Origin of the sequence: Rossellomorea sp. FS2, from assembly GCF_047915635.1 — a bacterium.
Taxonomy (GTDB): Bacteria; Bacillota; Bacilli; order Bacillales; family Bacillaceae_B; genus Rossellomorea; species Rossellomorea marisflavi_A.
The window spans coordinates 958,976-983,870 of the sequence record NZ_JBLRVS010000004.1 but is presented as its reverse complement, the minus strand read 5'-3'; the positions used below and the strand labels follow the sequence as shown (position 1 = coordinate 983,870).

At 51.4% G+C, this 24,895-nt stretch carries 26 protein-coding genes; 21 read left to right on the top strand and 5 right to left on the bottom strand.

What is annotated here, in order from left to right:
* Nucleotides 1-11: 11 nt before the first annotated feature.
* From ACNA6I_RS16075 to rbsB, 7 genes are all read left to right on the top strand, one after another.
* Nucleotides 12-1,568: an ABC-F family ATP-binding cassette domain-containing protein gene (locus tag ACNA6I_RS16075; RefSeq protein ID WP_048005751.1), complete on the top strand. Its 1,557-nt coding sequence runs from the start codon at nucleotides 12-14 to the stop codon at nucleotides 1,566-1,568.
* A gap of 146 nt (nucleotides 1,569-1,714) precedes the next feature.
* Nucleotides 1,715-2,692 (top strand): LacI family DNA-binding transcriptional regulator, encoded by a 978-nt coding sequence (locus ACNA6I_RS16070; RefSeq protein ID WP_048005750.1) that lies wholly within the window; start codon nucleotides 1,715-1,717, stop codon nucleotides 2,690-2,692.
* A gap of 5 nt (nucleotides 2,693-2,697) precedes the next feature.
* Nucleotides 2,698-3,588, top strand: coding sequence for a ribokinase (gene rbsK / locus ACNA6I_RS16065; protein ID WP_048012383.1), 891 nt, complete (start codon nucleotides 2,698-2,700; stop codon nucleotides 3,586-3,588).
* Nucleotides 3,585-3,971 (top strand): D-ribose pyranase, encoded by a 387-nt coding sequence (gene rbsD, locus ACNA6I_RS16060; RefSeq protein ID WP_048005749.1) that lies wholly within the window; start codon nucleotides 3,585-3,587, stop codon nucleotides 3,969-3,971. The genes rbsK and rbsD overlap by 4 nt, the downstream gene beginning before the upstream one ends.
* 14 nt (nucleotides 3,972-3,985) lie before the next feature.
* The gene (locus ACNA6I_RS16055) at nucleotides 3,986-5,476 is read left to right on the top strand and encodes a sugar ABC transporter ATP-binding protein (RefSeq protein WP_048012179.1); all 1,491 of its coding nucleotides are present in this window, start codon (nucleotides 3,986-3,988) and stop codon (nucleotides 5,474-5,476) included.
* Complete coding sequence (gene rbsC, locus ACNA6I_RS16050) at nucleotides 5,469-6,425, top strand: ribose ABC transporter permease RbsC (protein WP_048005747.1); 957 nt, start codon at nucleotides 5,469-5,471, stop codon at nucleotides 6,423-6,425. The genes ACNA6I_RS16055 and rbsC overlap by 8 nt, the downstream gene beginning before the upstream one ends.
* Nucleotides 6,426-6,435: 10 nt before the next feature.
* Nucleotides 6,436-7,359, top strand: coding sequence for a ribose ABC transporter substrate-binding protein RbsB (gene rbsB / locus ACNA6I_RS16045; RefSeq protein WP_048012180.1), 924 nt, complete (start codon nucleotides 6,436-6,438; stop codon nucleotides 7,357-7,359).
* A gap of 54 nt (nucleotides 7,360-7,413) precedes the next feature.
* Here rbsB and ACNA6I_RS16040 read toward each other — a convergent pair whose 3' ends face one another.
* Together ACNA6I_RS16040 and ACNA6I_RS16035 are read right to left on the bottom strand one after the other, a co-directional pair.
* Nucleotides 7,414-7,950 carry an MEDS domain-containing protein gene (locus tag ACNA6I_RS16040; protein ID WP_048014896.1) on the bottom strand — a complete coding sequence of 179 codons (537 nt, stop codon included), beginning with the start codon at nucleotides 7,948-7,950 and terminating at the stop codon, nucleotides 7,414-7,416.
* Nucleotides 7,951-9,160: 1,210 nt separating this feature from the next.
* Entirely contained in the window at nucleotides 9,161-10,003 is an 843-nt protein-coding gene (locus ACNA6I_RS16035) for a YitT family protein (protein WP_048005744.1), read from the bottom strand.
* A gap of 223 nt (nucleotides 10,004-10,226) precedes the next feature.
* Between ACNA6I_RS16035 and ACNA6I_RS16030 the strand changes: the two genes are divergently transcribed.
* The 13 genes from ACNA6I_RS16030 (at nucleotide 10,227) to ACNA6I_RS15970 (ending at nucleotide 22,007) form a co-directional block, all read left to right on the top strand.
* Nucleotides 10,227-10,715, top strand: a complete 489-nt coding sequence (locus ACNA6I_RS16030) for a MarR family winged helix-turn-helix transcriptional regulator (protein ID WP_048014897.1) — start codon at nucleotides 10,227-10,229, stop codon at nucleotides 10,713-10,715.
* A complete protein-coding gene (locus ACNA6I_RS16025; RefSeq protein ID WP_148797190.1) occupies nucleotides 10,681-12,285 on the top strand; it encodes an MDR family MFS transporter in 1,605 nt (534 codons plus the stop codon). Before ACNA6I_RS16030 ends, ACNA6I_RS16025 begins: the two co-directional genes overlap by 35 nt.
* Nucleotides 12,286-12,471: 186 nt before the next feature.
* Nucleotides 12,472-13,800, top strand: coding sequence for a phenylacetate--CoA ligase family protein (locus ACNA6I_RS16020; protein WP_148797188.1), 1,329 nt, complete (start codon nucleotides 12,472-12,474; stop codon nucleotides 13,798-13,800).
* Nucleotides 13,801-13,836: 36 nt separating this feature from the next.
* Nucleotides 13,837-14,775 carry a 1,2-phenylacetyl-CoA epoxidase subunit PaaA gene (gene paaA, locus ACNA6I_RS16015; protein ID WP_048005740.1) on the top strand — a complete coding sequence of 313 codons (939 nt, stop codon included), beginning with the start codon at nucleotides 13,837-13,839 and terminating at the stop codon, nucleotides 14,773-14,775.
* Nucleotides 14,776-14,791: 16 nt separating this feature from the next.
* Entirely contained in the window at nucleotides 14,792-15,145 is a 354-nt protein-coding gene (gene paaB / locus ACNA6I_RS16010; RefSeq protein ID WP_048005739.1) for a 1,2-phenylacetyl-CoA epoxidase subunit PaaB, read from the top strand.
* On the top strand, nucleotides 15,142-15,960 hold the full coding sequence (gene paaC / locus ACNA6I_RS16005; protein WP_148797185.1) for a 1,2-phenylacetyl-CoA epoxidase subunit PaaC: 819 nt from the start codon (nucleotides 15,142-15,144) through the stop codon (nucleotides 15,958-15,960). Before paaB ends, paaC begins: the two co-directional genes overlap by 4 nt.
* Before the next feature lie 12 nt (nucleotides 15,961-15,972).
* Nucleotides 15,973-16,452, top strand: coding sequence for a 1,2-phenylacetyl-CoA epoxidase subunit PaaD (gene paaD, locus ACNA6I_RS16000; protein ID WP_048005737.1), 480 nt, complete (start codon nucleotides 15,973-15,975; stop codon nucleotides 16,450-16,452).
* A 21-nt stretch (nucleotides 16,453-16,473) separates the two neighbouring features.
* Nucleotides 16,474-16,788 (top strand): EthD family reductase, encoded by a 315-nt coding sequence (locus tag ACNA6I_RS15995; protein WP_048005736.1) that lies wholly within the window; start codon nucleotides 16,474-16,476, stop codon nucleotides 16,786-16,788.
* Complete coding sequence (locus ACNA6I_RS15990; RefSeq protein WP_048005735.1) at nucleotides 16,775-17,554, top strand: enoyl-CoA hydratase/isomerase family protein; 780 nt, start codon at nucleotides 16,775-16,777, stop codon at nucleotides 17,552-17,554. The genes ACNA6I_RS15995 and ACNA6I_RS15990 overlap by 14 nt, the downstream gene beginning before the upstream one ends.
* A 3-nt stretch (nucleotides 17,555-17,557) precedes the next feature.
* On the top strand, nucleotides 17,558-18,331 hold the full coding sequence (locus ACNA6I_RS15985) for an enoyl-CoA hydratase-related protein (RefSeq protein WP_048005734.1): 774 nt from the start codon (nucleotides 17,558-17,560) through the stop codon (nucleotides 18,329-18,331).
* A gap of 19 nt (nucleotides 18,332-18,350) precedes the next feature.
* The gene (locus ACNA6I_RS15980) at nucleotides 18,351-19,868 is read left to right on the top strand and encodes an aldehyde dehydrogenase family protein (RefSeq protein ID WP_048005733.1); all 1,518 of its coding nucleotides are present in this window, start codon (nucleotides 18,351-18,353) and stop codon (nucleotides 19,866-19,868) included.
* Between the two features lie 61 nt (nucleotides 19,869-19,929).
* Nucleotides 19,930-20,805 (top strand): 3-hydroxyacyl-CoA dehydrogenase, encoded by an 876-nt coding sequence (locus tag ACNA6I_RS15975; protein ID WP_048005779.1) that lies wholly within the window; start codon nucleotides 19,930-19,932, stop codon nucleotides 20,803-20,805.
* Nucleotides 20,802-22,007: an acetyl-CoA C-acyltransferase gene (locus ACNA6I_RS15970; RefSeq protein ID WP_063190721.1), complete on the top strand. Its 1,206-nt coding sequence runs from the start codon at nucleotides 20,802-20,804 to the stop codon at nucleotides 22,005-22,007. Before ACNA6I_RS15975 ends, ACNA6I_RS15970 begins: the two co-directional genes overlap by 4 nt.
* Nucleotides 22,008-22,030: 23 nt before the next feature.
* Here ACNA6I_RS15970 and ACNA6I_RS15965 read toward each other — a convergent pair whose 3' ends face one another.
* Nucleotides 22,031-22,708, bottom strand: a complete 678-nt coding sequence (locus ACNA6I_RS15965; RefSeq protein ID WP_048005731.1) for a hypothetical protein — start codon at nucleotides 22,706-22,708, stop codon at nucleotides 22,031-22,033.
* A gap of 172 nt (nucleotides 22,709-22,880) precedes the next feature.
* Here ACNA6I_RS15965 and paaX point away from each other — a divergent pair, with 172 nt between their 5' ends.
* Nucleotides 22,881-23,756, top strand: a complete 876-nt coding sequence (gene paaX / locus ACNA6I_RS15960; RefSeq protein ID WP_048005730.1) for a phenylacetic acid degradation operon negative regulatory protein PaaX — start codon at nucleotides 22,881-22,883, stop codon at nucleotides 23,754-23,756.
* Here paaX and ACNA6I_RS15955 read toward each other — a convergent pair.
* Nucleotides 23,753-24,427: a DUF1129 family protein gene (locus ACNA6I_RS15955; RefSeq protein WP_048005729.1), complete on the bottom strand. Its 675-nt coding sequence runs from the start codon at nucleotides 24,425-24,427 to the stop codon at nucleotides 23,753-23,755. The two genes, paaX and ACNA6I_RS15955, sit on opposite strands and share 4 nt — an antisense overlap.
* A gap of 5 nt (nucleotides 24,428-24,432) precedes the next feature.
* Complete coding sequence (locus ACNA6I_RS15950; RefSeq protein WP_048005728.1) at nucleotides 24,433-24,756, bottom strand: PadR family transcriptional regulator; 324 nt, start codon at nucleotides 24,754-24,756, stop codon at nucleotides 24,433-24,435.
* Nucleotides 24,757-24,895: the final 139 nt, after the last annotated feature.

The window sequence follows — 24,895 nt, the reverse complement described above, 5'->3', positions numbered from 1 at the left end:
GTTAAATCGATATGAGTCTATTAACAGTCAAAAACCTGACCCACGGCTTCGGTGACCGTGCGATCTTCAATGATGTGTCCTTCCGTCTGTTGAAAGGGGAACACATTGGCCTGATCGGGGCGAACGGGGAAGGTAAATCGACATTCATGAATATCATTACAGGCAAGCTTGAACCAGACGAAGGAAAGGTGGAATGGGCGAAACGGATCCGGATCGGATACTTGGATCAGCATGCCCAATTGAAGCAGGGGATGACAATCCGCGACGTCCTGAAGACGGCCTTCCAATATCTCTTCGATATGGAAACCGAGATGAATGAGCTTTTCGGCAAGATGGGGGACGCATCCCCTGAAGAGTTGGAGGACCTTCTTGAAGAGACAGGTACCCTGCAAGAAGCACTGACGAATAATGATTTTTACGTCATCGATGCCAAGGTGGAAGAAATCGGACGTGGACTGGGGCTTGATGATATCGGCCTTGATAAAGATGTCCACGACCTGAGCGGCGGACAGCGGACGAAGGTCCTTCTTGCCAAACTCCTTCTTGAAAAGCCCGATATCCTGCTTCTCGATGAGCCGACCAACTATCTGGATGAGCAGCACATCGAGTGGCTGAAGCGATATCTTCAAGAGTATGAGAATGCCTTTATCCTTATCTCCCATGATATCCCGTTCCTCAACAGCGTCATCAACCTGATCTACCATATGGAAAATCAGGAGCTGAACCGCTACGCAGGAGACTATCATGAATTCAAGAAAGTCCACGAAATGAAGCGTCAGCAGCTCGAGTCTGCCTATAAGAAACAGCAGCAGGAGATCTCGAATCTCAAAGACTTCGTGGCCCGTAACAAAGCGAGGGTTTCGACCCGGAATATGGCCATGTCCCGTCAGAAAAAGCTCGATAAGATGGAAGTCATCGAGCTTGCATCCGAAAAGCCGAAGCCTGAATTCAACTTCAAGCTTGCGAGGACGGCCGGCCGTGTCATCTTCGAAACGAAGGATCTTGTCATCGGATATGATGAGCCATTATCAAGACCCCTTAACCTGAAAATGGAACGGGGTCAGAAGATCGCCCTCTCAGGAGCCAACGGAATCGGAAAAACGACCCTCCTCAGAAGCATACTGGGCGAGATCAAGCCGATCTCCGGCAGCGTAGAGCTTGGTGAGTATCTTCATATCGGATACTTCGAGCAGGAGATCAAAACCGAAAACCGCAATACCTGCATTGAAGAGGTGTGGAATGAATTCCCTTCCCTCAATCAGGCGGAAGTGCGTGCCGCCCTGGCCAAATGCGGACTTACGACGAAGCATATCGAGAGCAAGGTGGAAGTGCTGAGCGGTGGGGAAAAAGCGAAGGTGCGCCTGTGCAAACTCATGAACAACGAATCCAATGTCCTTGTGTTCGATGAACCAACGAATCACTTGGATGTGGAAGCGAAGGAAGAGTTGAAGCGCGCTTTGAAGGAATACAAGGGAAGCGTCCTCCTCATCAGTCATGAACCTGATTTCTATCAGGATGTGGCTACCGAAGTTTGGAACTGTGAATCATGGACAACGAAACTATTCTAATAGGCTAGGCTTGAATATAAGGACGCGGGCGCTGTGCCCGTGTCTTTTTTATCACGAGAGACGATCAGGAAATTTATTCTATTGCTTTTCCTGGAACGTCTATGATATTTTATATGTAACCGGTTACACGAAAGAAGTGAAAGCACATGGTCACAATCAGAGATGTAGCAAAGAAAGCAGGGGTTTCCGTTGCCACGGTTTCCCGGGTGCTCAATGATAATGGATACGTCGGGGCCGATACACGAAAAAAAGTGATGAAGGCCATCGAAGAGCTGAACTACAGCCCGAATGAAGTGGCCCGCTCCTTATATAAGCGGGAATCGAGACTGATCGGTCTGCTTCTTCCCGATATCACGAATCCGTTCTTCCCGCAGCTGGCCCGTGGAGTAGAGGATGAACTGAGTGAATCCGGGTTCAGGCTCCTTCTGGGAAACAGTGATGAGCATGTGCAAAAAGAAATGGATTACATCCAGACGTTCATCCAGAACAATGTAGTTGGAATTATATCGGCGACCAACCACGTCGATTACCATATATACGATGAAGTGAAAGCACCGCTGGTCCTCCTGGATCGCACCACAGACCACCACCCGGCCGTCTATGCCGATGGACGGGAAGGAGGGAAGCTTGCGGCAAGGACCCTGATCGAAAAGGGTTCCCGCAAGATCACCATCCTGAAAGGTCCTGCCCATATCAAACCGGCGCGTGACCGGTTCCAAGGCGCCATTGAAGAACTGAGTCAGGCGGAAGTCGACTTCTCGGTTCTCTCCACCACCTCTTATTCCTTCGAAGAAGCCTTGGTGTGGGCAAAGGAATTGTTCGAGCAGTTCCCTGATACCGACGGAGTGATTGCAAGCAATGACATCGTGGGGATTGCCGCGATTCACGAGGCACTGAAGAGGGGGAAACGCATCCCTGAAGACGTGCAGATCATCGGGTATGATGACATCCCACAGAGCAGGCTGTCCTATCCGACGCTGACGACGATCCGACAGCCTGCCTATGAAATGGGAAGGGAAGCGGCAAGGCTGCTCATTACCATGATACGAAAAGAACCCATCACTCAATCCACCATCCAGATGCCGGTGGAACTCATAGAAAGAAACACGACAAGAAAGGGATGACCATGATGAAACCACCAAAAATCGCCGTGATCGGCAGCTCCTCCATGGACCTGGTTGTAACGGCCGACAGACGCCCGGGAGCAGGGGAAACCATCCTCGGAGAAGCATTCAGTACCGTACCAGGAGGAAAAGGCGCAAACCAGGCAGTAGCAGCTGCGAGACTCGGGGCCGACGTTCATATGATCGGCAGGGTCGGAGATGACGCATATGGCCAGGAGATTGTGGCGAACCTGAAGGCAAACGGCGTCATGACAGACTATGTGGAACCGGTTACAGATGTGAGCAGCGGGACGGCTCACATCGTATTGGCCGAAGGAGACAATAGCATCATCGTCGTCAAAGGAGCCAACGATCATGTAACCCCATCATACGTAAAAAAAGCTCTTCCCCTTTTAAAAGAGTGCGATTTGGTCATGATCCAGCAGGAAGTTCCGGAAGAAACGGTAATCGAGACGGCGGGGCTGTGCAGGGCGATCGGAGTGCCACTGCTGCTGAACCCGGCGCCGGCAAGGGAAATCCCCGCTACAGTGATTGAACAGGTGGCCTATCTGACACCGAATGAACATGAGGCAGGGCTTCTCTTCCCCGGTGCAAACCTATCGGAAGTCCTCAGAAAATATCCGAACAAGCTCTTCATTACAGAAGGCTCTGCAGGTGTGCGCTATTCTGACGGTGCAGAAGAGAAACTCGTACCCTCCTTCAAGGTGGAAGCAGTGGACACGACGGGAGCAGGAGATACGTTCAATGCTGCCCTTGGAGTGGCAGTGGCCGAAGGGAAACCCCTTGAAGAGTGCCTTCGTTTTGCCAATCGGGCAGCATCCATTTCCGTGACAGGCTTCGGTGCCCAAGGTGGAATGCCGACCCGGGAAGAAGTCGAGAGGGGGCTGGAAGAATGAAACGAAATGGAATCCTCAATAGTGAAATCGCCAAAGTACTGGCCGACCTGGGACATACCGATACAGTCGTCATTGCAGATGCAGGGCTCCCCATACCGCCTCATGTGAAGAAGATCGATCTGGCATTAAAAGGAGGGGTTCCATCCTTCCTTGATGTGGTGGATATTCTCCTGAATGAGATGGTGGTGGAGCGAATGACAGCAGCCGGCGAACTGGAACAGAATCCCCATGTTCATCAGGGACTGCAACAGCGCTTTGAACAGATCGAATACATTTCTCATGAAGAGCTGAAGCATCAGCTCCAATCAGCAAGGACCGTCATACGGACAGGTGAAATCACCCCGTATGCCAACTGCATCCTGCATGCCGGTGTAACGTTTTAAAAGGAGGGAATCTCATGGAAATCCGCATGGATCACATTCATAAAGCCTTCGGTCAAAATAAGGTCCTTGAAGGTGTGGACATCCATATCCGTGGAGGAGAAATCCACGCATTGATGGGTGAGAACGGAGCAGGGAAGTCCACCCTCATGAACATTTTGACGGGTCTTCACAAAAAAGATCAGGGTACCATCACCATCGACGGTGTGGAAAGAACCTTTGATAACCCAAAAGAGGCAGAAGAGTTCGGCATAGCCTTCATCCACCAGGAGTTGAACATCTGGCCTGAGATGACGGTGCTGGAAAACCTCTTCATCAACAAAGAGCCGATCACGTCATTCGGGCTCATTCAGACCAATAAAATGAAAGCGGTTGCCAAAAGGCAGTTCGACCGCCTGGCCATCTCCATCCCGCTTCATAAGGAAGCAGGGAAGTGCTCGGTCGGGGAGCAGCAGATGATTGAGATTGCCAAGGCCCTGATGACCGATGCGAAAGTGATCATCATGGATGAGCCGACTGCAGCCCTAACCGACAGGGAAATCGAGAAGCTATTTGATGTGATCCGCTCCTTGAAAAAGTCGGGCGTCTCGATTGTTTATATTTCTCATCGGATGGAAGAAATCTTCACCATCTGCGACACCATCACCGTCATGCGTGATGGACGGACGGTAGACACGACACCGATTCCTGAAACGAACTTCAACGACGTGGTGAGGAAGATGGTCGGGAGGGAATTGACCGATCGCTTCCCAGAGAGAACCAGCAACCCCGGGGAAATCATCCTTGAAGTCAAAGGGCTGACGCGAAAAGGTGTGTTCGAAAATGTGAGTTTCCAAGTAAGAGAGGGGGAAATCGTCGGGGTATCGGGACTGATGGGAGCAGGTCGCACTGAGATCATGCGCACCATATTCGGTCTTGATGGCAGATATGAAGGGGACATCCTGGTGGCCGGTAAGAACGTTACCGTCAAAAACCCGAATCAAGCGGTGGAACTCGGACTTGGTTTCATCACGGAGGATCGGAAAGAAGAAGGGCTCATCCTCGATTTCTCCATCAAAGACAACATCGTCCTCCCGAGTCTCTTCAGTTTTACCAAGAACGGTTTGATCAAGGACAAGCAGGAGGAAGAATTTGTCGAACTCCTAATCAAGCGCCTGACAATCAAAACAGAATCGGCCATGACCTCCGCGAAGAATCTCTCCGGTGGAAATCAGCAGAAGGTCGTCATTGCCAAGTGGATCGGGATCGGTCCGAAAGTCCTCATCCTCGACGAACCGACACGGGGAGTCGATGTGGGAGCGAAGCGGGAAATCTACCAGCTGATGAATGAACTGACGGACCGCGGAGTCGCCATCATCATGGTCTCATCCGAACTTCCCGAAGTACTGGGAATGAGTGACCGGGTGATCGTTATCCATGAGGGCAAGGTTTCGGGTGAATTACCAGGCAAAGAAGCAACGCAGGAAAAAATTATGACGCTGGCAACAGGAGGTCAGATCAATGAATAACGCACTCAATCGAACCAATCACGTAGGAAGTTTCATGCAGAAACTCGGACCATTCTTGGGACTGCTCGTCCTGATCGTGACCGTTTCCATCATCAATCCCAGTTTCCTCGAACCATTGAACTTATTGAATCTTTTACGTCAAGTAGCCATCAACGCCTTGATCGCATATGGCATGACCTTCGTCATTCTGACGGGAGGAATCGACCTCTCCGTCGGGTCCATACTCGCACTCTCAAGCGCCTTGATGGCAGGGATGATGGTGTCTGGTCTCGATCCGATCCTGGCCGTCCTCATCGGATGTATCCTTGGGGCCATCATGGGAGCAGTCAACGGTCTCCTCATCACGAAAGGGAAAATGGCACCGTTCATCGCCACCCTGGCAACGATGACCATGTTCCGCGGATTGACCCTGGTGTACACCGACGGGAATCCGATCACGGGTCTTGGAGACAACTATGCCTTCCAACTATTCGGAAGAGGCTATTTCCTTGGGATCCCGGTACCGGCCATCACCATGTTGCTTGCTTTCGCCATCCTCTGGGTGATCCTTCATAAAACGCCGTTCGGACGTAAAACATATGCCATCGGAGGCAATGAAAAAGCAGCGCTCATTTCAGGTATCAAAGTATCAAGAATGAAAATTATGATCTATTCACTCGCAGGCTTGCTTGCCGCACTTGCAGGCGCCATCCTCACGTCACGATTGAACTCCGCCCAGCCGACAGCAGGTACATCTTATGAGCTCGACGCCATTGCGGCCGTCGTACTTGGTGGAACATCCCTTTCAGGTGGACGCGGCTTGATTGTCGGAACACTGATAGGTGCCCTGATCATCGGGACGCTGAACAACGGATTAAACTTACTCGGCGTATCGTCCTTCTTCCAGATGGTCGTGAAGGGGATTGTCATCATCATCGCCGTATTAATCGATCGAAAGAAAGCAGCATAGGAGGTTCCACATGAAAAAACTGATTGTACTTATGATGAGTATCTCCCTCGTATTCCTGGCAGCTTGCTCCCTTCAGCCCCCTGAATGGGCGAAGCCCAGCGGGAAGAAGGATCCGAAAGATCTGAAGATCGGTCTCTCCGTCTCGACCCTGAATAACCCGTTCTTCGTCTCCATCAAAGAAGGGGTGCAGAAAGAAGCAAAGGCGCAGGGCATGAAAGTCATCGTCGTCGATGCCCAGAATGATGCGGCGAAGCAGATCAATGACGTGGAAGATTTGATCCAACAAGGCGTCGATCTTCTTCTCATTAACCCGACAGATTCATCGGCTATCTCTACAGCTGTACAGTCGGCCAACAGCATCGGGATTCCAGTCGTCACCCTTGATCGTTCGGCGGATAAAGGCGACGTGGCCACCCTCGTCAGTTCTGATAATGAAAAGGGCGGGGAAATGGCCGCCGACTATCTCATCAAAGAATTGGGTGAAGGGACGAAAGTGGCCGAGCTTGAAGGGGTACCTGGAGCATCTGCAACACGTGAACGGGGAGCAGGCTTCCACAACCTTGCTGACGACAAGCTTGACGTAGCGGCGAAGCAAACCGCCAACTTCGATCGGACGCAAGGACTCAATACGATGGAAAACATCCTTCAGGGTAATCCTGATATCAAGGCCGTCTTCGCCCATAACGATGAAATGGCCTTGGGTGCCCAACAGGCCATCCAGAGCTCAGGACGGGATGTACTGGTCGTTGGATTTGATGGGAACGAAGATGCCCTGAAGAGCATTGAAGAAGGGAATCTGTCCGCAACCGTCGCCCAACAACCGGAAGAAATCGGCAAGCTTGCCGTGCAGGCAGGGGCCGATGTGCTGAATGGGGAAAAGGTCGAGAAAATGATCCCTGTACCATTGAAATTAGTCACAAAAGACAATGAGTGAATGAGCAGAAACTGCCCCGACGGTCGTCCCGTCGGGGCAGTTTTTTTGAGTGGGTCAATCTTTATCATATAGATGGATAGGGTGGCTTGCAAGGAGGCGCTGCCTGAAATCCCCGCTGACGAGTCTGGAATCATATGCGCACACAGATAGGAGATTCTCTTGTTCGACGATGAAATCGGCTTGTTGTTCTGAATGAAGGAGCTTACTCACTTCGCTTTCATCCCTCCATTCAATATGTGCCCATGTCCTGTACCCCATATCGGGATCGAATTCCCCTTTGAACAGGGTGGGGAGAAGATCGGGGATGGAGTTGATCCGGAAGTCTCCATGTGCATAGTAAAATTCATAATTATTGAGAAACCTGACCTGGTCGAGTTCAGGTGCTGTAAGCAGTTGTGCCAATTTAAGAACGATCATAGGAGCCATCCGGTCGCTTTCGACGATGATGGTGCATTCGTCCTGACGGAGTCCGGCGATGACATAATCCACAACGTTGGAAACGTATTTTTCCTGATCGGTGAAGAAGTAGGCGACATGTCCTTTGGAAAGGCTGCGGAGGTTTGTGACCTCTTGTACTTCGATTTGTTTCAAATTTGCACCCCATTTGATTAGTGAGACGTATTCCATTGATAGTGTGGCGGACCGTTTACTTAAGTGTAACACAAAATATATTTGGAAAATAGATTTGTGGAAATAATTGAAAATAAGTTTGGTTTATACTAATCCGGTTTACTGGATAGTTGGAAAAGGGGTGTAGTGGTAGTGGTTCGTTCCGTTCCGCTGCGGATGGCCGCTTTCCACGGGGCTTGCGGTGAGCCTCCTCATTCTTGCGGGGTCTCACCCTGCGCGCTATTCCCGTAGGAGTCGTCCACCCTCCGCTGCACTGCACTATGCGGTGAAGAGTGGTGAGGTAAAAACGTGATCTGCCCCAGCATAAGGATGGTGCCAAATCCGTTCCCACTCTTTTATTTGGAGGGGGATAGCGGTGGTAGTGGTTCGTTCCGTTCCGCTGCGGATGGCCGCTTTCCGCGGGTCGAGCGATGAGCCTCCTCGTGCCTGCGGGGTCTCATCCGTCCGCCTTTTGCGCAGGAGTCGGCCACCCTCCGCTGCACTACACTATGTGGAGATAATGGGGGTACGGTGGGCTTTTTAAATAGATGAAGTAGTAACTTCAGAAACCATGTTAGTTATGAAGTCTCCTTTCATGAGAACATTACAGTGAATGGTTAAGTGATAATTCCGAGTGGTATAAGGTCCTCCATCTTAAAAAGAGGTGCAGTGAGCGAATCACCATTAGAAAACACGGAAGACAAGTAGAAAATCACAGAGTGGATTGAAGCGGAAGGCGCTTGACTCCAGCGGAAAAGGAGGAGTGGCGAGACCCCGCAGGAACGAGGAGGCTCGACGCCCTCCCCGCAGGAAAGCAAGCGTCTGCAGCGTAAAGGAACGATCCCCATCGCATTCATCACTCCTAAAATTAAATCTCCACTCAGAAAGGAACCAGATAAGAGATGAGTCTCACTTATAAATAAATGGCTATTCCATCAAAAAAATTGTCACCCTACCTATTTAAAAATCACAGAGTGCATTGAAGCGGAAGGCGCTTGACTCCAGCGGAAAAGGAGGAGTGGCGAGACCCCGCAGGAACGAGGAGGCTCGACGCCCTCCCCGCAGGAAAGCAAGCGCCTGCAGCGTAAAGGAACGATCTCCATCGCATTCCTCATTTCTCCAGAATTAAATCTCCATACAAAAAGGCTGATCCACCACTGTAAACCAGTGTGGATCAGCCTTTTTATACGCATCATGCAAAGGATCGGAAATTCCGTCCCCAAATTTCATGCATGGAGTGGACCGTGATAAATGCTTCTTTATCGGTTGCCTGGATGTAGGTCTTGAGTTTAGAAAAGTCCTTGCGCTCCAAGATCGTGGTGATGACTTCCTTATCATCTTCCGAAAATCCGCCTTTTGCTGAATGGACCGTGGCCCCTTTATGGAGTTCGTGAATGATGAATCCGCGGATGTCTTCACTCTTCTCGCTGATGATGACCACTTCTTTCCGCTCATTGAAGAACTGGATGCTTTTATCGACCAGCACTCCTTTCAGGATCAATCCGAAGAATGCGTACAACCCCGTCTGCAGTCCGAACAAGAAAGCCGAGGCGAGGACGATGAGTACATCGGACAGAAGGACGGCGGTGCCGAGTTCAACATTGATGTACCTGTGAAGAACCTGGGCTAATACCCCTGTTCCTCCTGCGGATGCTTCCTGATAGAAGATCATGGCGACTCCCACGGCACCGAGCAAGGTTCCGATCACAACCTGTACAAGGACATCGGGACTGATCGGCTGGTGGACGGGGAAGAATGATTCCATTCCCCACACGAAACCGTTAAGTATCAGGGTGGCAATCACAGATCTGATCCCGAAGGCCGGACCGATCAAAATCAGGCCGAGGAGGAAGAGAGAGGCGTCCAAGGCAAGCATCAAGGCTCCGACAGGGAGGTTGATGACTTCCGCAAGGACGATCGCCGCTCCGCTTGTGCCTCCTAGGGCAAGGTTATTTGGCGTTAGGAAAAAATGTATATTCAGGGCCATGAGGAAGGCACCTATGACGATAATAAGATATGTTTTGAATAATTTCATATGGTGGAGCAAGCTCCTTTCCTAAAAAGGTTCCATCCCGATTATAAAGAGCTTACGGAGTGAAGTAAACGGAGAAAAGCGATGTAAGCATTTACTTGTAAAAGTTTATATAGTGGGTTTTTTCAGACTATATTTTCCGTCGGATCTGTATTGACATTTATTGATCACGACATTAATATTTAAACAGGTTAAATATTATAGTGTGTAAGAAAGGGGGCAGGCCATGAAGAAGAATGATGTCCCGCCTGGCTATATTGAAAGGCTCTTTAAAGCATTTTATATAACCAACAGGCAAATACAGCAGGATATGGCGCAGGCATTCAAAGAACTTCATCTCACGGGACCACAATTCTACATCTTGTATCTCCTATGCCAAGAAGGTGGTGCGAAGCCGACCGAGTTGGCTGATAAACTTGAGGTGAATCCGAGTGCGATTACGGTGATGGTCGACCGGCTGATCAAGGCGGGTCTAGTCCGGAGGGAGAGGGATGAGGACGATCGCAGGATCGTCAAATTGGATAGTACGGAGGAAGGAAGGGCAATCTTTGAGAAAGCGAAGGTTGTTCGGAAAGAGATTTTTACCCGGTATTTATCCTATTTAGAAGAAGCGGATATCAAGCAGCTGGTGATGACATATGAAAGACTCGCTGCCATTATAGAACATACAAAAGGAGAGAATGAACGTGTCAGAACAACAAACAGGAATCAATAGGCGCCTGGTCTTGACCGGTCTGATCATCGGGATGTTCTTCAGTGCCCTTGAGCAGACCGTGGTGGGAACAGCGATGCCGACCATCATTGCGGAACTGAATGGATTTTCCATCTTCGCCTGGGTGACGACCGCCTACTTGATCACATCCACGGTCGTCACACCCATTGTCGGGAAGCTGTCGGATCTATATGGAAGAAGGCTGCTTTATTTGATTGGTGTCATTATCTTTATCATAGGATCAGGCTTGTGTGCCACAGCCGGTACGATGGAACAGCTCGTGTTCTACCGCGGCCTTCAGGGGATCGGGGGAGGCATGATCATGCCGCTGTCCCAGACGATTATCGGTGATATCTTCTCTGCTGAACAGCGTGCGAAGTGGCAGGGGGTATTTGGTGCGTTATTCGGCCTCAGCTCTGTCATCGGCCCCTTCATTGGCGGTGTCATCGTTGACAGCATCAGCTGGCACTGGATCTTCCTGATCAATGTACCGTTTGGGTTCCTTTCGGCCATCCTTCTTTATATCGGGCTGAAAAATGAAAACCTTGGGCGCAAAATAGAGAAGGTCAGTATTGACTACCTTGGCATCATCACATTGGTACCGGGACTCGTGATGCTTCTGCTTGTACTGAACTTCGGCGGTGACAAATTCGCCTGGACGTCCGGAACGAGCCTCCTCCTATTCGGTGGAGCTATTCTTTTCTTAGTTATATTCGGCTTAGTCGAGAAGAAGGCGAAGGAGCCGATCCTGGATCTGAGTTTATTCAAGAATCGCGTCTTCGCCACAACGAACGCCCTCGGGTTCCTTCTCGGACTCGGCATGTTCGGCGCCATCATGTTTGTACCGATGTTCATGCAGGGGATTTTGGGCGTGACGCCTACCCAGGCAGGATCCACGATGACGCCGATGATGATCGCATTGATTGTCGCGAGCATCATCGGGGGAAGGCTTCTGTTGAAGCTGAAGTTCCGTACGGTCCTGACGACCGGCATGCTCATCACGGTTCTCGGCTTCCTGCTCATGAGCACCATGGGACCTGAATCGAAGGAATTCACTGCTTATCTCTATATGGTGGTGATGGGCTTCGGGATGGGCCTTGTGATGCCGACCTTGATGATTGCCATCCAGAATGAATTTCCGAAGTCCCGTCTGGGTGCTGTCACATCGGCTTCGACCTTCTTCCGTTCGATCGGAGGAACGATCGGTATCACCGTATTAAACGCGGTTATGAATCAGTCCCTTCAAGGGAATATGAAGGATGTCGCATCCAGCGAATCAAATCCGGCAGTTGCACAAGTCCTCAAGGCATTGAGCGATAAGACAGACAGCTTGTTCGGAGTCCTTGTGACCCCTGATGTTCTCCAACTGCCACAGGAAATCGGGAAAGCCGTCATTGCTGCTGTCGAAATGGCATGGTCGGATGCGTTCACGACCGTTTTCCTGACAGGTCTCATCTTCATCAGTGTCGGCGTATTCGTCGCGTTGTCAGTAGGTAATGGCAGGATCAAACGGGACCATGAAATTGAAAAAGAGCAAAAAGAAGCATCCATGGACCCAGCCTACACGGAATAAGCCAGTTCTCACCTGATTCCATCACGGAGTCAGGTGTTTTTTTCTTCCTATAAGATTTAATTTTCAGAAAATATATTGACATGGGAGGGGAAAAGGCGGTATGTTTTGAATAGCTATATATAACACGTTTTTAATGAATCGGTATTTTAACGTTATATAAAAAATAGTAGGAAGGTGGAGGTGCGGGTGATCCTTCATGAAGTGGAAACGTTGGACCGTGAAACAATGGAAACCCTGCAGTGGAGCAGGCTGAAGCAAACGCTGGCCGCGGTCTATGATCATGTACCCCTTTACCGGAAAAAGTTTGATGAGCATCAGGTCCATCCTGCCGATCTGCATTCTTTGTCAGATATAAAAATGTTACCGCTTACAAATAAAACTGACCTCCGATCGCAGTACCCCTTCGGTATGTTTGCCGTACCGAAGGAGAGCATGGTCAGGATCCATGCTTCGTCTGGAACGAGCGGGAAGCCGACTGTTGTCGGGTACACCAGGGGGGACATCGAAATGTGGAGTGAGATCGTCGCACGGGCCATTGCGACAGGCGGCGGGAAACCTGGCAGCATCCTTCATAATGCCTATGGGTACGGTTTGTTCACGGGAGGACTTGGGCTCCATTATGGAAGTGAACGTTTGGGGATGACGACGGTGCCGGTATCTGGCGGCAACGCGGCAAGACAGATCACCCTTCTCGAAGATTTTCGTCCATCCGTCATCTGCGGGACGCCTTCCTACATTCTGACGATAGCCGAAACGATGGAGTCTCAAGGGAAGGATCCCGCAGGACTTTCCTTGGAGTATGGGATATTCGGTGCTGAGCCATGGTCAGAGACGATGCGGATGACACTTGAGAAGAAGCTTGGAATCAAGGCGTGCGATATCTACGGACTGAGTGAGGTCGTCGGACCGGGTGTCGCCATGGAATGCCATGAAGCGCAGGATGGTCTTCATATCGCAGACGATCATTTCCTTGTGGAGGTCATTGATCCCGTTACACTCGAGACACTGGATGAAGGGCAATTCGGTGAGCTCGTGTTCACGAGTTTGACGAAGGAAGCATCTCCGATTATCCGGTACCGGACCGGTGACATTGCCTCCATCACGAAGGGGAAATGCAGGTGCGGCCGCACAACGACGAGGATGTCAAGAGTGAAGGGAAGGGTGGATGACATGATGATCATCCGTGGCGTCAATGTGTTTCCTTCGGAAATCGAGCACAATCTCCTGCAGATCGAGGAGCTTTCCCCTCATTATCAGGTGTATCTGCGAAAGGAAGGAGCCTTGGATGCGGTAGAGCTCAGGGTCGAGATCAGCGATTCATTTTCTGAAAAGATTTCACATGAACTTTCACATGAGAAGACAATCCTGCTTGCTTCAAAGGTGAAGGAGATGATGAAGGATCGTTGCTACGTCTCCATGGACGTCACGCTTGTAGGCAAGAACGAAATTCCGCGATCGGAAGGGAAAGCCGTCAGGGTAGTCGATTTGAGGAATGAAGGGTTGATAAGTCACTAAAGGAGCAGCGGTCGCTGCCAGAAGGAGGCTGAAAACATGATCAGTCAGGAAAGGACAGACGAGGAACTCATGACAGGATTTTTGGAAAAGATCGAGGCAGACAGGAAGATCGAAGCGGATGATTGGATGCCTGATGACTATCGGAACGCACTGATCAAGCTGATTTCCATGCACGGGATCAGTGAAATCATGGGGGCCCTGCCGGAAAAGGAATGGGTCCCTAAAGCGCCGACCCTGCGCAGGAAGCTCGGAATCATGGCGAAGGTACAGGACGAGATGGGACACGGTCAACTCCTTCTGCGTGTAGCCGAGGATTTAATGAAACCGTATGGGAAAACAAGGGAGGACATTATGCGCGACCTCTTTTCAGGTGACCTGAAGTTCCATAATGTCTTCCACATGGAAGCACCGACATGGGGGGATGCGGGGCTGATCGGATGGCTGGTGGATGGGGCTGCGATCATCACCCAGACCAATATGTTGAATGCCTCCTATGGGCCGTACGCTCGAGCGCTCAAGCGGATTTGTGCAGAGGAAGTCTTCCATGCACAGCACGGCGAAGCTATCATCATGGCCCTTGCAGAGGGTACGCCGAATCAGCGTGCGATGGTACAGGATGCCGTCGACCGCTGGTGGGATTCACTGCTCATGTTCTTCGGTCCTGGAGATGTCAAAACGACGGGGTCGTCCAAGCAGGACATCACGATTAAGTACAAGATCAGGACGAAGACAAATGAACAGCTCAGGCAGGATTTCTTCACTAAATATGTCCCGAGGATCCTGTCGCTCGGTCTTACGTTACCGGACCCGTCGATGGCGTTCGATGAAGCGACGGGGGAATGGACATACAGGCAGCCTGACTGGCAGGAGTTCAAACAGATCATCAAAAACAACGGTCCAAAGTCAAGGGAGCGCCTCCGCCTCAGGGAGTTGTCCTATGAAAACAATGCCTGGGTCCGGGAAGCACTGAGTTAAAGGGGAGAGTGAGAAGATGTCAGGGGATAAGCAGTTTTACCAGGAATTCGAAGTCTTCAGCAAGCGGACGGACGGAGCGGTCATGCAGCATCAATTCAGCCTTCTCGCTCCGAATCACGAGCTTGCCATGATCATGGCCCAGGAGAATTTCATGAGGCGTGAACCGGTCTCGGACATCTGGGTGGTCAAACGCTCCGATGTGCGCATGATGACCCCGGATGAAAGGGGAACGCTGCAGCGGCTCGATAATAAGGATTACCGCAATGCGAAAGGCTACGGTTATCTGAAGAAAAAGTGGCGTCAATACGAGCAGGAGATGCTCGATGAAAAAGAAATCATGTCCTGGGGAGAGTTGGTGAAGAAGAAATGAATCAGTACGAGTTGAACACGATCCCGGATGAAGGATATAAGCAGGCGCTCTCCTCTCTCCTCTACCTGCTGGCAGATGATGATTTCATCCTTGCCTACAGAGGGTCCGAATGGCTGGGCCTGGCACCACACATCGAAGAGGATGTGGCTTTCTCCTCGATCAATCAGGATACGATGGGGCACGCCTCCATGATCTACGAGCTGTTGGAAGGCCTCGGTGAAGGAACCGAAGACGAGCTCGCCCATGGCCGTCCCCCGGAAGAACGAAGGAATGCCATCATCTTGGAGGAAGTCAATGGACCGGGTGATTACCTGATCGAGCCACGGTATGACTGGGCGTTTGCTGTCGTGAGACATTATTTCTATACGGTGGCGAAGAAGGTTCGCATGGATTCCCTCAAGCAGTCAAGTTATGGTCCGCTTGCAGAGGCTGCCGTCAAGATCAACACGGAGCTGTACTATCATCTTCTTCACTGGCAGACGTGGTTCACGCAGCTTATGAATGCAGGCGGGGAGGCGAGGAAACGGATGGAAGACGCCGTCTCGCGGATATGTGACGACTTTCTGGGGGTCCTGACCCTCGGAACGGACGGGGAAAACATGGCCCGATATGGACTCATTGAAGAGGAAGCCATTCTCGCCTCCCGATGGACAGAAGCGCTGAAGAAACCATTCGATTCGACAGGAGTCCAGCATCCACCGGTCATCCGGAGCTTAAGGGGAGATGGGCGTAAGGGAGAACATACCGGTGATCTGACTGATGCCCTTCATACACTCAGTGAAGTGTATAGACTGGAGGCATCCGCAACCTGGTAAAGGAGGGAAGGCATGGAACAGACGGTCATGAAAATGCTTGAAACGGTCAAGGACCCGGAAATCGACTCCATCTCGATTGTCGATCTCGGAATGGTCCATTCAATCGAGATGAGGCGGGAGGGCTGCACCATCAAGCTCCTACCCACCTTTGCCGGATGTCCGGCTCTGGATATCATCAAAGGAAATGTCAAAAAGGCGTGCATGTTGCAACCGGGAATAAAAGAAGTCGAAGTACGCTTCGTCTATACACCACCTTGGACATCGGACCGCCTCACACAAAATGGAAGGGAGAAGCTGAAAGAATTCGGCATCGCCCCGCCTCCCGAGACATTTACGAGCCTGGAAGAGTGGGAGATCCATTGTCCATATTGCGATTCCCATTACACGTCAATGGAGAATCTATTCGGACCGACAGCGTGCAGAAGCATCCTGTACTGCAAGGAGTGCCGGAACCCATTTGAAGCGATGAAGCCGATTTCCACAACCATGTAAAAAAGAAAAGGAGAGATGGATATGGTTAAGTTGATTGCACTGTATAAGCACCCGGAGGATAAGGAAGCGTTTGATGAGCATTATTTCAATACCCACGGACCGATCACGGCAAAGATCCCCGGTCTGAAGAAGATGGTGGTGACGAAGATCACAGGATCTCCGATGGGCGGGGAGGGCGACTATTATCTGATGTGCGAGATGTACTACGACAGCCATGAATCAATGAAAGCAGGTATGAAATCGCCTGAAGGAAAGGCATCGGGCAAGGATCTCATGGGATTTGCCGGAGACCTCGTCACCCTTATGATCGGGGAAGAGACCGATGGGTCAGCGTGATGAATTCATCACGGTGAAGGTGGAGGATGCAATCGGGATCGTTGAATTGAATCGTCCCGATGTGCTGAACGCCCTGAATCGCCAGATGGTCTCTGAAGTGGTCGGAGCGTTCGAGCGGCTCGATCGTGACGGAAGCGTGAAGGTCATTCTTCTGATGGGAAGGGGACGCGCTTTTGCGGCGGGTGCCGATATCAAGGAAATGGCAGATGCCGGTCCAGTCGATTTTGAGCTTCTGGATCCCTTCGCACCTTGGGACCGGATGACCCTCATCAAAAAGCCTATTATAGGAGCCGTGCATGGATTTGCCCTCGGCGGGGGATTTGAGCTTGCCCTCAGCTGTGATCTGTTGTTTGCGGCGGAGGATGTCCGTTTCGGGTTTCCCGAGGTGAATCTCGGCGTCATGCCCGGTGCCGGGGGAACCCAGCGGCTCACGAAGCTGCTTGGGAAGACTAGGGCAATGGAATGGCTCCTGTCAGGTGATACGTTCTCAGCCGAAGAGGCCTTACAGTGGGGCATCGTCAACCGGACGATCCCGCAGTCTTTATTAATAGAAGAAACAAAGCGTTTTGCCCGAAAGCTGGCCGACAAGCCTCCGCTTTCGCTGCGTCTGATAAAAGAATCGGTACACATGGCGGTGGATGCCACGGTATCGGAAGGGATGAAGCAAGAACGGAAGAACTTCTATCTGTTGTTTGCCTCTGAAGATCAAAAAGAAGGAATGAAGGCGTTTGTGGAGAAACGGACAGCCGAATTCAAGGGGAGGTAAGCCATGTTTGAAACCATCCGTTATGAAGTGAAGGACTCAGCAGCCTGGATCACCCTGAATCGGCCGGACCGCCTCAATGCCTTCATCCTCCAGCTTAATCGGGAAATCCAAAAGGCGGTCAAGACGGCAGAACGGGATGAAGGGGTGAGGGTGATCGTCATCACCGGGGAAGGCAGGGCCTTTTGCTCCGGCCAGGATCTCAGTGAGGTGGATGAGAACATGGATCACGGTGAAGTGTTACGTCGCCAATATGGGCCGATGGTGAAGGCGATGGAGGATTGTCCGAAACCGGTCATTGCCGCCGTCAACGGGGTCGCCGCCGGTGCCGGCTTCAGCCTCGCCCTCGCCTGCGACTTCCGCCTGGTCTCCGAGAAAGCAAGCTTCATCCAATCATTTGTCCATGTCGGGCTCGTACCGGATTCCGGCAATCTCTATTACTTAAGCAATCTGGTAGGCTATGCAAAGGCGATGGAACTGGCTGTACTCGGTGAAAAGGTCAGTCCTCGGGAAGCAGAAGATCTCGGGCTTGCCACCAAAGTGATCCCGGCTGATTCATGGGAAGAGGAGACTGCGAGATTCGTAGGATGGATCGCCTCCCTTCCGACGAAGGCGATCGGTTCGATGAAGCGGCTATTGAAGGATGCGCCGAAGCGGACATTTGACGAGTATTTGGAGAAAGAAGCCTACGCCCAGCGGATGGCCGGCATGACCGCGGATCACCGGGAAGGTGTCGAAGCATTTATGGCAAAGAAGAAACCTGTTTTCGAAGGACGATAATCCCAAAGGAGATGAAGAGATGTCGACAGTGAAAGAACAGACGTTTGACGTGTTGGAAATGAAGAGGGAACATTATTCCTTAATTATCGGAGGACAGCGAACGGAAAGTGAATCCGGCGAAACCTTCACCACCTATAATCCGGCTACAGGGGAGCTACTTGCCACCGTGTCGCTTGCAGGCATAGAGGATGCAGAGAAAGCCGTACAGGCTGCCCGCAATGCCTTTGATTTCGGCAAATGGAAAAAGGCTCCTGTCAATAAACGTTCACGTACTCTTAATAAAATCGCAGGGATCATGCGGTCAAGATTCAATGAGCTGGTGGAGCTAGAAATAATGGACAGCGGAAAGGCCCTGTCGGCTGCACAGGGTCAGGTCATGCAGGCGATCGAGGACTTTGAGTTCTATGCAGGCGCCATCGTCGGTCACAGGGGCACGGTGAATCCGGTCCCGGGTCAATTCACCAATGTAGCAGAGAAGGAGCCGGTCGGAGTCTGTGCGCAGATCATTCCGTGGAATTATCCATTGATGATGGCCGCATGGAAGATTGCACCCGCCCTTGCCGCCGGATGCTCCGTGATCGTGAAGCCTGCGACCCTGACCCCTCTTACCGCAATCGTCCTGGGTGAGATCTGTATTGAAGCCGGCGTACCGGAAGGAGTCATCAATATCATTCCAGGCTCGGGTTCAACGGTGGGGAATTATTTGGTGGAGCACAAGAACGTGGATAAAGTCGCGTTCACAGGCTCGACGCCTGTAGGGAAGAACATCATGGAAAGGGCGTCACAGACATTGAAGCGCGTCACCCTGGAGCTCGGCGGGAAATCCCCGAATATCGTCTTCCCGGACGCCAACCTGGATGCAGCGGTCGACGGGTCTCTCTTCGGAATCTTCTATAATACCGGTCAATCCTGTGAAGCCCGGTCCAGACTGTATGTACATGAAGATATCTATGATGCGTTCATGGAGAAATTCGTCGAGAAGACGAAGAAGCTCACCCTCGGTGATCCTCACGACAAAGGAACACATATCGGGGCCGTCATCGATCAGAAGCAGGTGGATACAATCCATGAGTATGTGACATCGGCAAAAGAAGATGGGGCAACGATCCTGACCGGAGGAAAGCAAGCAAAGGTGGAAGGCTTTGAAAAGGGAAGCTGGTATGAGCCGACGATCATCACCAATGTCAGCCATGACATGAAAGCCGTAAAAGAAGAAATCTTCGGACCAGTCGTGGTTGTGATGACGTTCAAGGATGAGAAAGAAGCGATCCGCATGGCCAATGACAGCGAATATGGTCTCGGATCTGCGATCTGGACGGAGAATCATGGGCGTGCAACACGGGTGGCCAAAGCGATCCAGGCCGGAATCGTCATGGTGAACTGCCCATTCTCCGCGTTCCCTGGCACCCCGTTCGGCGGATACAAGCAATCCGGGTTCGGTCGGGAGCTTTGCGTCGAGACGCTGGACCTGTATACCGAGACGAAGAGCATCATTTCCTATTTCGGCAATCGTCCACTGAATCCATTCGGTGTGTAATGAAACAGACAGGGGTTGTCCTTTCCGGAGGTCAACCCCTTATTTCAAGAGAGGAGAGGGTATCATGCAGAATCTCGTTGTAGTCGGTTCAGGGGTCATGGGTAGAGGGATTGCCTACGTAAGTGCGGTAGGTGGATATCGGACCACCCTTGTGGATATTAAGGAAGAACAGCTGCTCCATGCAGAAAGGGAGATTGCAGGATACCTGCAAAAAGGGATAGAGCGCCAAAAGCTTACGGCGGATCAATACGAAGAAGCAAGAGGGAATCTCCATTATTCTACCAATCTGTCGATTGCCGTATCGGATGCTGATTTTGTCATCGAGGCTGTACCGGAAGACCGGGAGCTGAAGCGCTCCGTATTCCAGGTGCTTGACGCCCATGCTCCTGAATCATGCTGTTTTGCCACCAACACGTCCACGATGAGCCCGACGGAAATCGGTTCTTACACGAAAAGGCCCCAAAAGGTCATCGCCATGCACTTCTTTAATCCCGTACATAAAATGCCCCTGATCGAAATCATCAAGGGCTTGGAGACGGATGAAGAAACGGTGGAGGCCGTCCGCAAAGCGGCACGCACCATGGGGAAAGAGACGGTCATCATCAATGAATTCCCCGGATTTGTTACAAGCAGGATCTCGGCTCTCGTCGGGAATGAAGCATTCTTCATGCTCCAAGAGGGGCTCGGGACACCGGAAGACATTGATAAAGCCATCAAGCTTGGGTTGAACTATCCCATGGGACCGTTTGAGCTCGGCGATCTGGTCGGATTGGATACGCGCCTCAATAACTTGAAGTACCTCCATGAAAAACTCGGCGATAAATACCGTCCGGCCCCCCTGTTGGAGCAGTATGTGAATGCGGGAAGGCTGGGGCGTAAGACGGGCAGGGGCGTGTATGAGTACTCTGTGGAGAAAGAAAAGGAGAAGTCGACATGAACGAGGTTGTGATCATTGATGCCGTGAGAACCCCGATTGGGAGATACAAAGGAAGCCTCAAAGGGGTGAGGCCTGATGATCTGGGGGCGGTCGTCATCAAGGCCCTGTTCGCACGGAATCCCGATGTGCCTCTGGAAGCCATTGAAGAAGTGGTGTTCGGAAATGCAAACGGAGCCGGAGAGGACAATCGGAATGTGGCCAGGATGTCGGCCCTGTTGGCAGGGCTACCCGTCGAAGTGGGGGGTACCACGATCAACCGGCTGTGCGGATCTGGACTGGATGCGGTGAATTATGCGGCCCGTGCCATCCTGGCAGGTGAGGGGGAGATCTTCATCGCAGGAGGAACGGAGAGCATGACCCGTGCCCCCCTGGTGATGAGAAAGCCTGAAGAGGAGTTTCCCCGGGGGAACATGGAGCTGTTTGATACGACCATCGGGTGGCGGTTTGTGAATCCGAAGATGGAGGACATGTACGGAACCGATTCCATGCCGGAAACAGCCGAGAACGTGGCGAAGAAATTCAATATCTCCCGTGAAGAACAGGATCGTTTTGCCCTGGTAAGCCAGATCAAGGCCAGAGAAGCGCAGCTACACGGACGCTTGGCGGATGAGATGGTGCCGATCGATGTGTTCCACAAACGGAACGGGACCATGCGCGTTACCCAAGATGAGCATCCGAGACCGGAAACCGATCTCGCAAAGCTTGCAGGATTAAAGCCGCTGTTCAAGGGCGGGACCGTCACGGCAGGCAATGCTTCAGGGGTGAACGATGGGGCTGCTGCCCTGCTCCTGATGAGCAGGGGCAAAGCGGAGGAGCTGGGATTGACGCCTCTCGCCCGGTATGTGACGTCCGCTGTGGCTGGCGTGGAACCATCCGTCATGGGCATCGGCCCCATCCATGCCACCAAAAAGGCATTGTCCAGGGCCAATCTCACCATGGAGCAAGTCGGACTGGTGGAGTTGAATGAAGCATTTGCCGCCCAGTCCCTCGCCTGCATCAGGGAGCTTGGGATCGATGAGGCAATCGTGAATGTCAATGGGGGGGCAATTGCATACGGACATCCCCTCGGGGCGAGCGGCGCGAGAATCCTGACGACACTCCTGCATGAGATGAAGAGGCGGGATGTCCGATATGGCCTTGCTACCATGTGCATCGGGGTCGGGCAGGGAATCGCTACCGTGGTGGAAAGGCTGAAGGGGTAAAGACACAGGCAAACCCGCGACAATCATGCCGCGGGTTCGATGTGTTGTTTTGTATGAGAGGCTTGAAAGGCAGCCGTACCGACAAGAGAGGCGATCAAGGCAAGCTCGAACAGGTTTGTCACGGCCCCGCTGTCCACTGGGATGCTGACGGCACTGCCGATCGTCATGATCAGGGAACCGAGGAAGAACCATATCCATCCTTGTACCTTCCAGACGGCAATCGATGCCGCAAGAAGGACGATGGCCACGACGAGGACCATGATCGGCGGGCCGGAAGAGGATTCGGCATTTCCATATGACAGCACGCCGTACGACCATTCCGGTTTCACTTTCAGGCCGATGACCTCTGTAAGGAGTTCCACAGTGATCAGTCCGATGGTGATAAGGAAAGCACAAGAGCGGAATGCCGTCGTCCGTGCGGCCCTGATTCCTCCTTGTTCAAGGGACTTCCAGGCGAACAGGACCAGGAGCGGAGTGAAGAAGGCATGCATGTAATACCGGACAAGACTCAGTTCCTTCAGGAGCCGTCCTTCCCCTATGTATTTCCCCGAGGCGATGATGCCGTTATCGTAAATGAGACCTGCGATGACGGGAAGGAGGAACGCGATGCTGAGAGCATGCCGTCTCCTGAGGATCCGGATCGACATGATGATGAGGACGATATAGGCGATGGTAAAGGCAGAGAATAATAGAGTATCCATATAACAGTCCTTTCTGCTGTTTTTTTAATCCCTTCCCTTAATGGACCATGTTGAAACAGGTGATGTAAACGCTTCTTCTTTCAGATAATTATGATATTATAATAGTTATACGTTAAGAACACGTCACGCGATAGCGGCACATCATAGATCGGGCGTAAAAGGAGAGGCTTGCATGAATACAAGATCAATGATCTTCACTTTGTATGGGGATTACATCAGCCATTACGGAAATAAAATCTGGATCGGGAGCCTGATCCGGCTTCTGAATGAGTTCGGCCACAATGACCAGGCAGTGAGGGCGGCCATTTCGCGAATGAATAAACAGGGCTGGGTCCAGGCAGAGAAACAAGGGAATAAAAGTTATTACACATTGACCGAGCGCGGTGTCGACCGGATGGAAGAAGCTGCGAACAGGATCTTCAAGCTGAAGCCTGAGGAGTGGGACGGGAAGTGGAGGATCTTCATGTATTCCATTCCGGAAGAAATCCGAAGTATTCGGGATGAACTCAGGAAAGAACTGGTTTGGAGCGGATTCGGCACGATGTCCGCCAGTACGTGGATTTCCCCCAATGACCTGGAGAAGCAGGTCCGGCAGCTGATCCGGAAATACGAGATCGAAGAGTATGTCGACTTCTTCATTGCCGACCATAAAGGGCCGAGTGAAAGCAGAAGACTCGTAGAGAAGAACTGGGATCTGGAAGAAATCAATGCCAAGTATGAGGAGTTCATCGCGGAGTACAGCCGCATGTATATGATCGATAAAAGCAAGATCGCCAAGGGGCAGATGACCGATGCGGAGTGTTTTGTGGGGCGGGCAAAGCTTGTCCATGAATACCGGAAGTTCCTTTTCGTGGATCCGGGACTGCCCGATGAACTGCTGCCGGATAAATGGCTCGGCGGTCATGCCGCCACGCTATTCGGGGAGTATTATAAGGAGCTTGCCGAGCCCGCCTCCCGCTTCTTCGAGAGTGTATTCGAAGATGGGAACGAGCTCACAAATAAAGATACATCCTATGACGTGATGAACCATCCGCTCCTGATGGATTAGAATCTTTTTCTGGAAATCAACTTGTACAGGCCGATCATGATCAATCCCGCGATTAGGGACGCCCACCAGCTGAAAGGAAAAGAAGGGCCAAGGTCGGGTAGGAAAAACAAGGCAAGGAAGAATGGCAAACTGATTGCCGCAGCGCCCAATCCGCCGATCAGCGCCATCTTGCCGGCTGAATCTTTTTCTTGAAATAGTGAACGCTTGATGATGGTAAAGAACATTTTGAGTTCTGCCATTGTGGTGAGGAGCAAGATCACGGCCAGAATGGCTGCCGAGCCGATGAACACATCATTTTCCACTTCTTTGAAGAAAGAAGTGATCAGCAGGCCTGCTCCGCGGATGGCCAGGAAAATACCGAACAGGTTCAAGGCCATTAGGGAAATGAACCCGGCTACGCTCCGTTTGCTCTCGGGAGGAAGTTGTTCGACAAGCTCGTCTGCATATGCTTTCGGATCGGATCCGAAGATCATCATAGCCGTTTTTCCTTCTCCCTGCCCTTCCAGGAGATGCTCGAGGATCTCCATGAGGATTTCCTCTGTCTGCTGTTCAGACAGGGTGAGCTGGAGGCGGAGGTACAATAAGATATCGGAATAATATTTCTCGTTCTCTTCTGTCAGTTTTTCTCTCTTTTGGTTATTCAATTCGATCAGTTCTTTTGCTGCGAGCAATGGTGTTACCCCCTTTTCAGTAGTTGGTTGACCGGGACGGACAGATGCTCCCACTCCTGGGTGATCTCTACTAGCGCGGCTGTGCCGTCTTCGGTCAGTGAATAATATTTTCGGTTCGGGCCCGACTCGGACGGCCGCATTTCGCCTGTGATCCATTTATTCTTCTGCAGGCGGAGAAGGACGGGATAGATCGTTCCTTCACTTACATCCTGCAGGCCGGATGCCTGAAGTTTCCTGGATAATTCATAGCCATAAACGGGCTCCTTTTCAATGACGGCCAGAATGCAACCATCAAGAATCCCTTTAAGTAATTGGCTTCGGATCGACATGATGATTCTCCTTTAGGTATATTGTAAAACAAGATACTGGGATAAACGTTCAGCTACCTTGTTACACAAAGTAGCTATGAATAGCATAAATGCTGGAAGAGGTTTTGTAAACCTCTTTTTTAAATCGTGAATAGAGTGG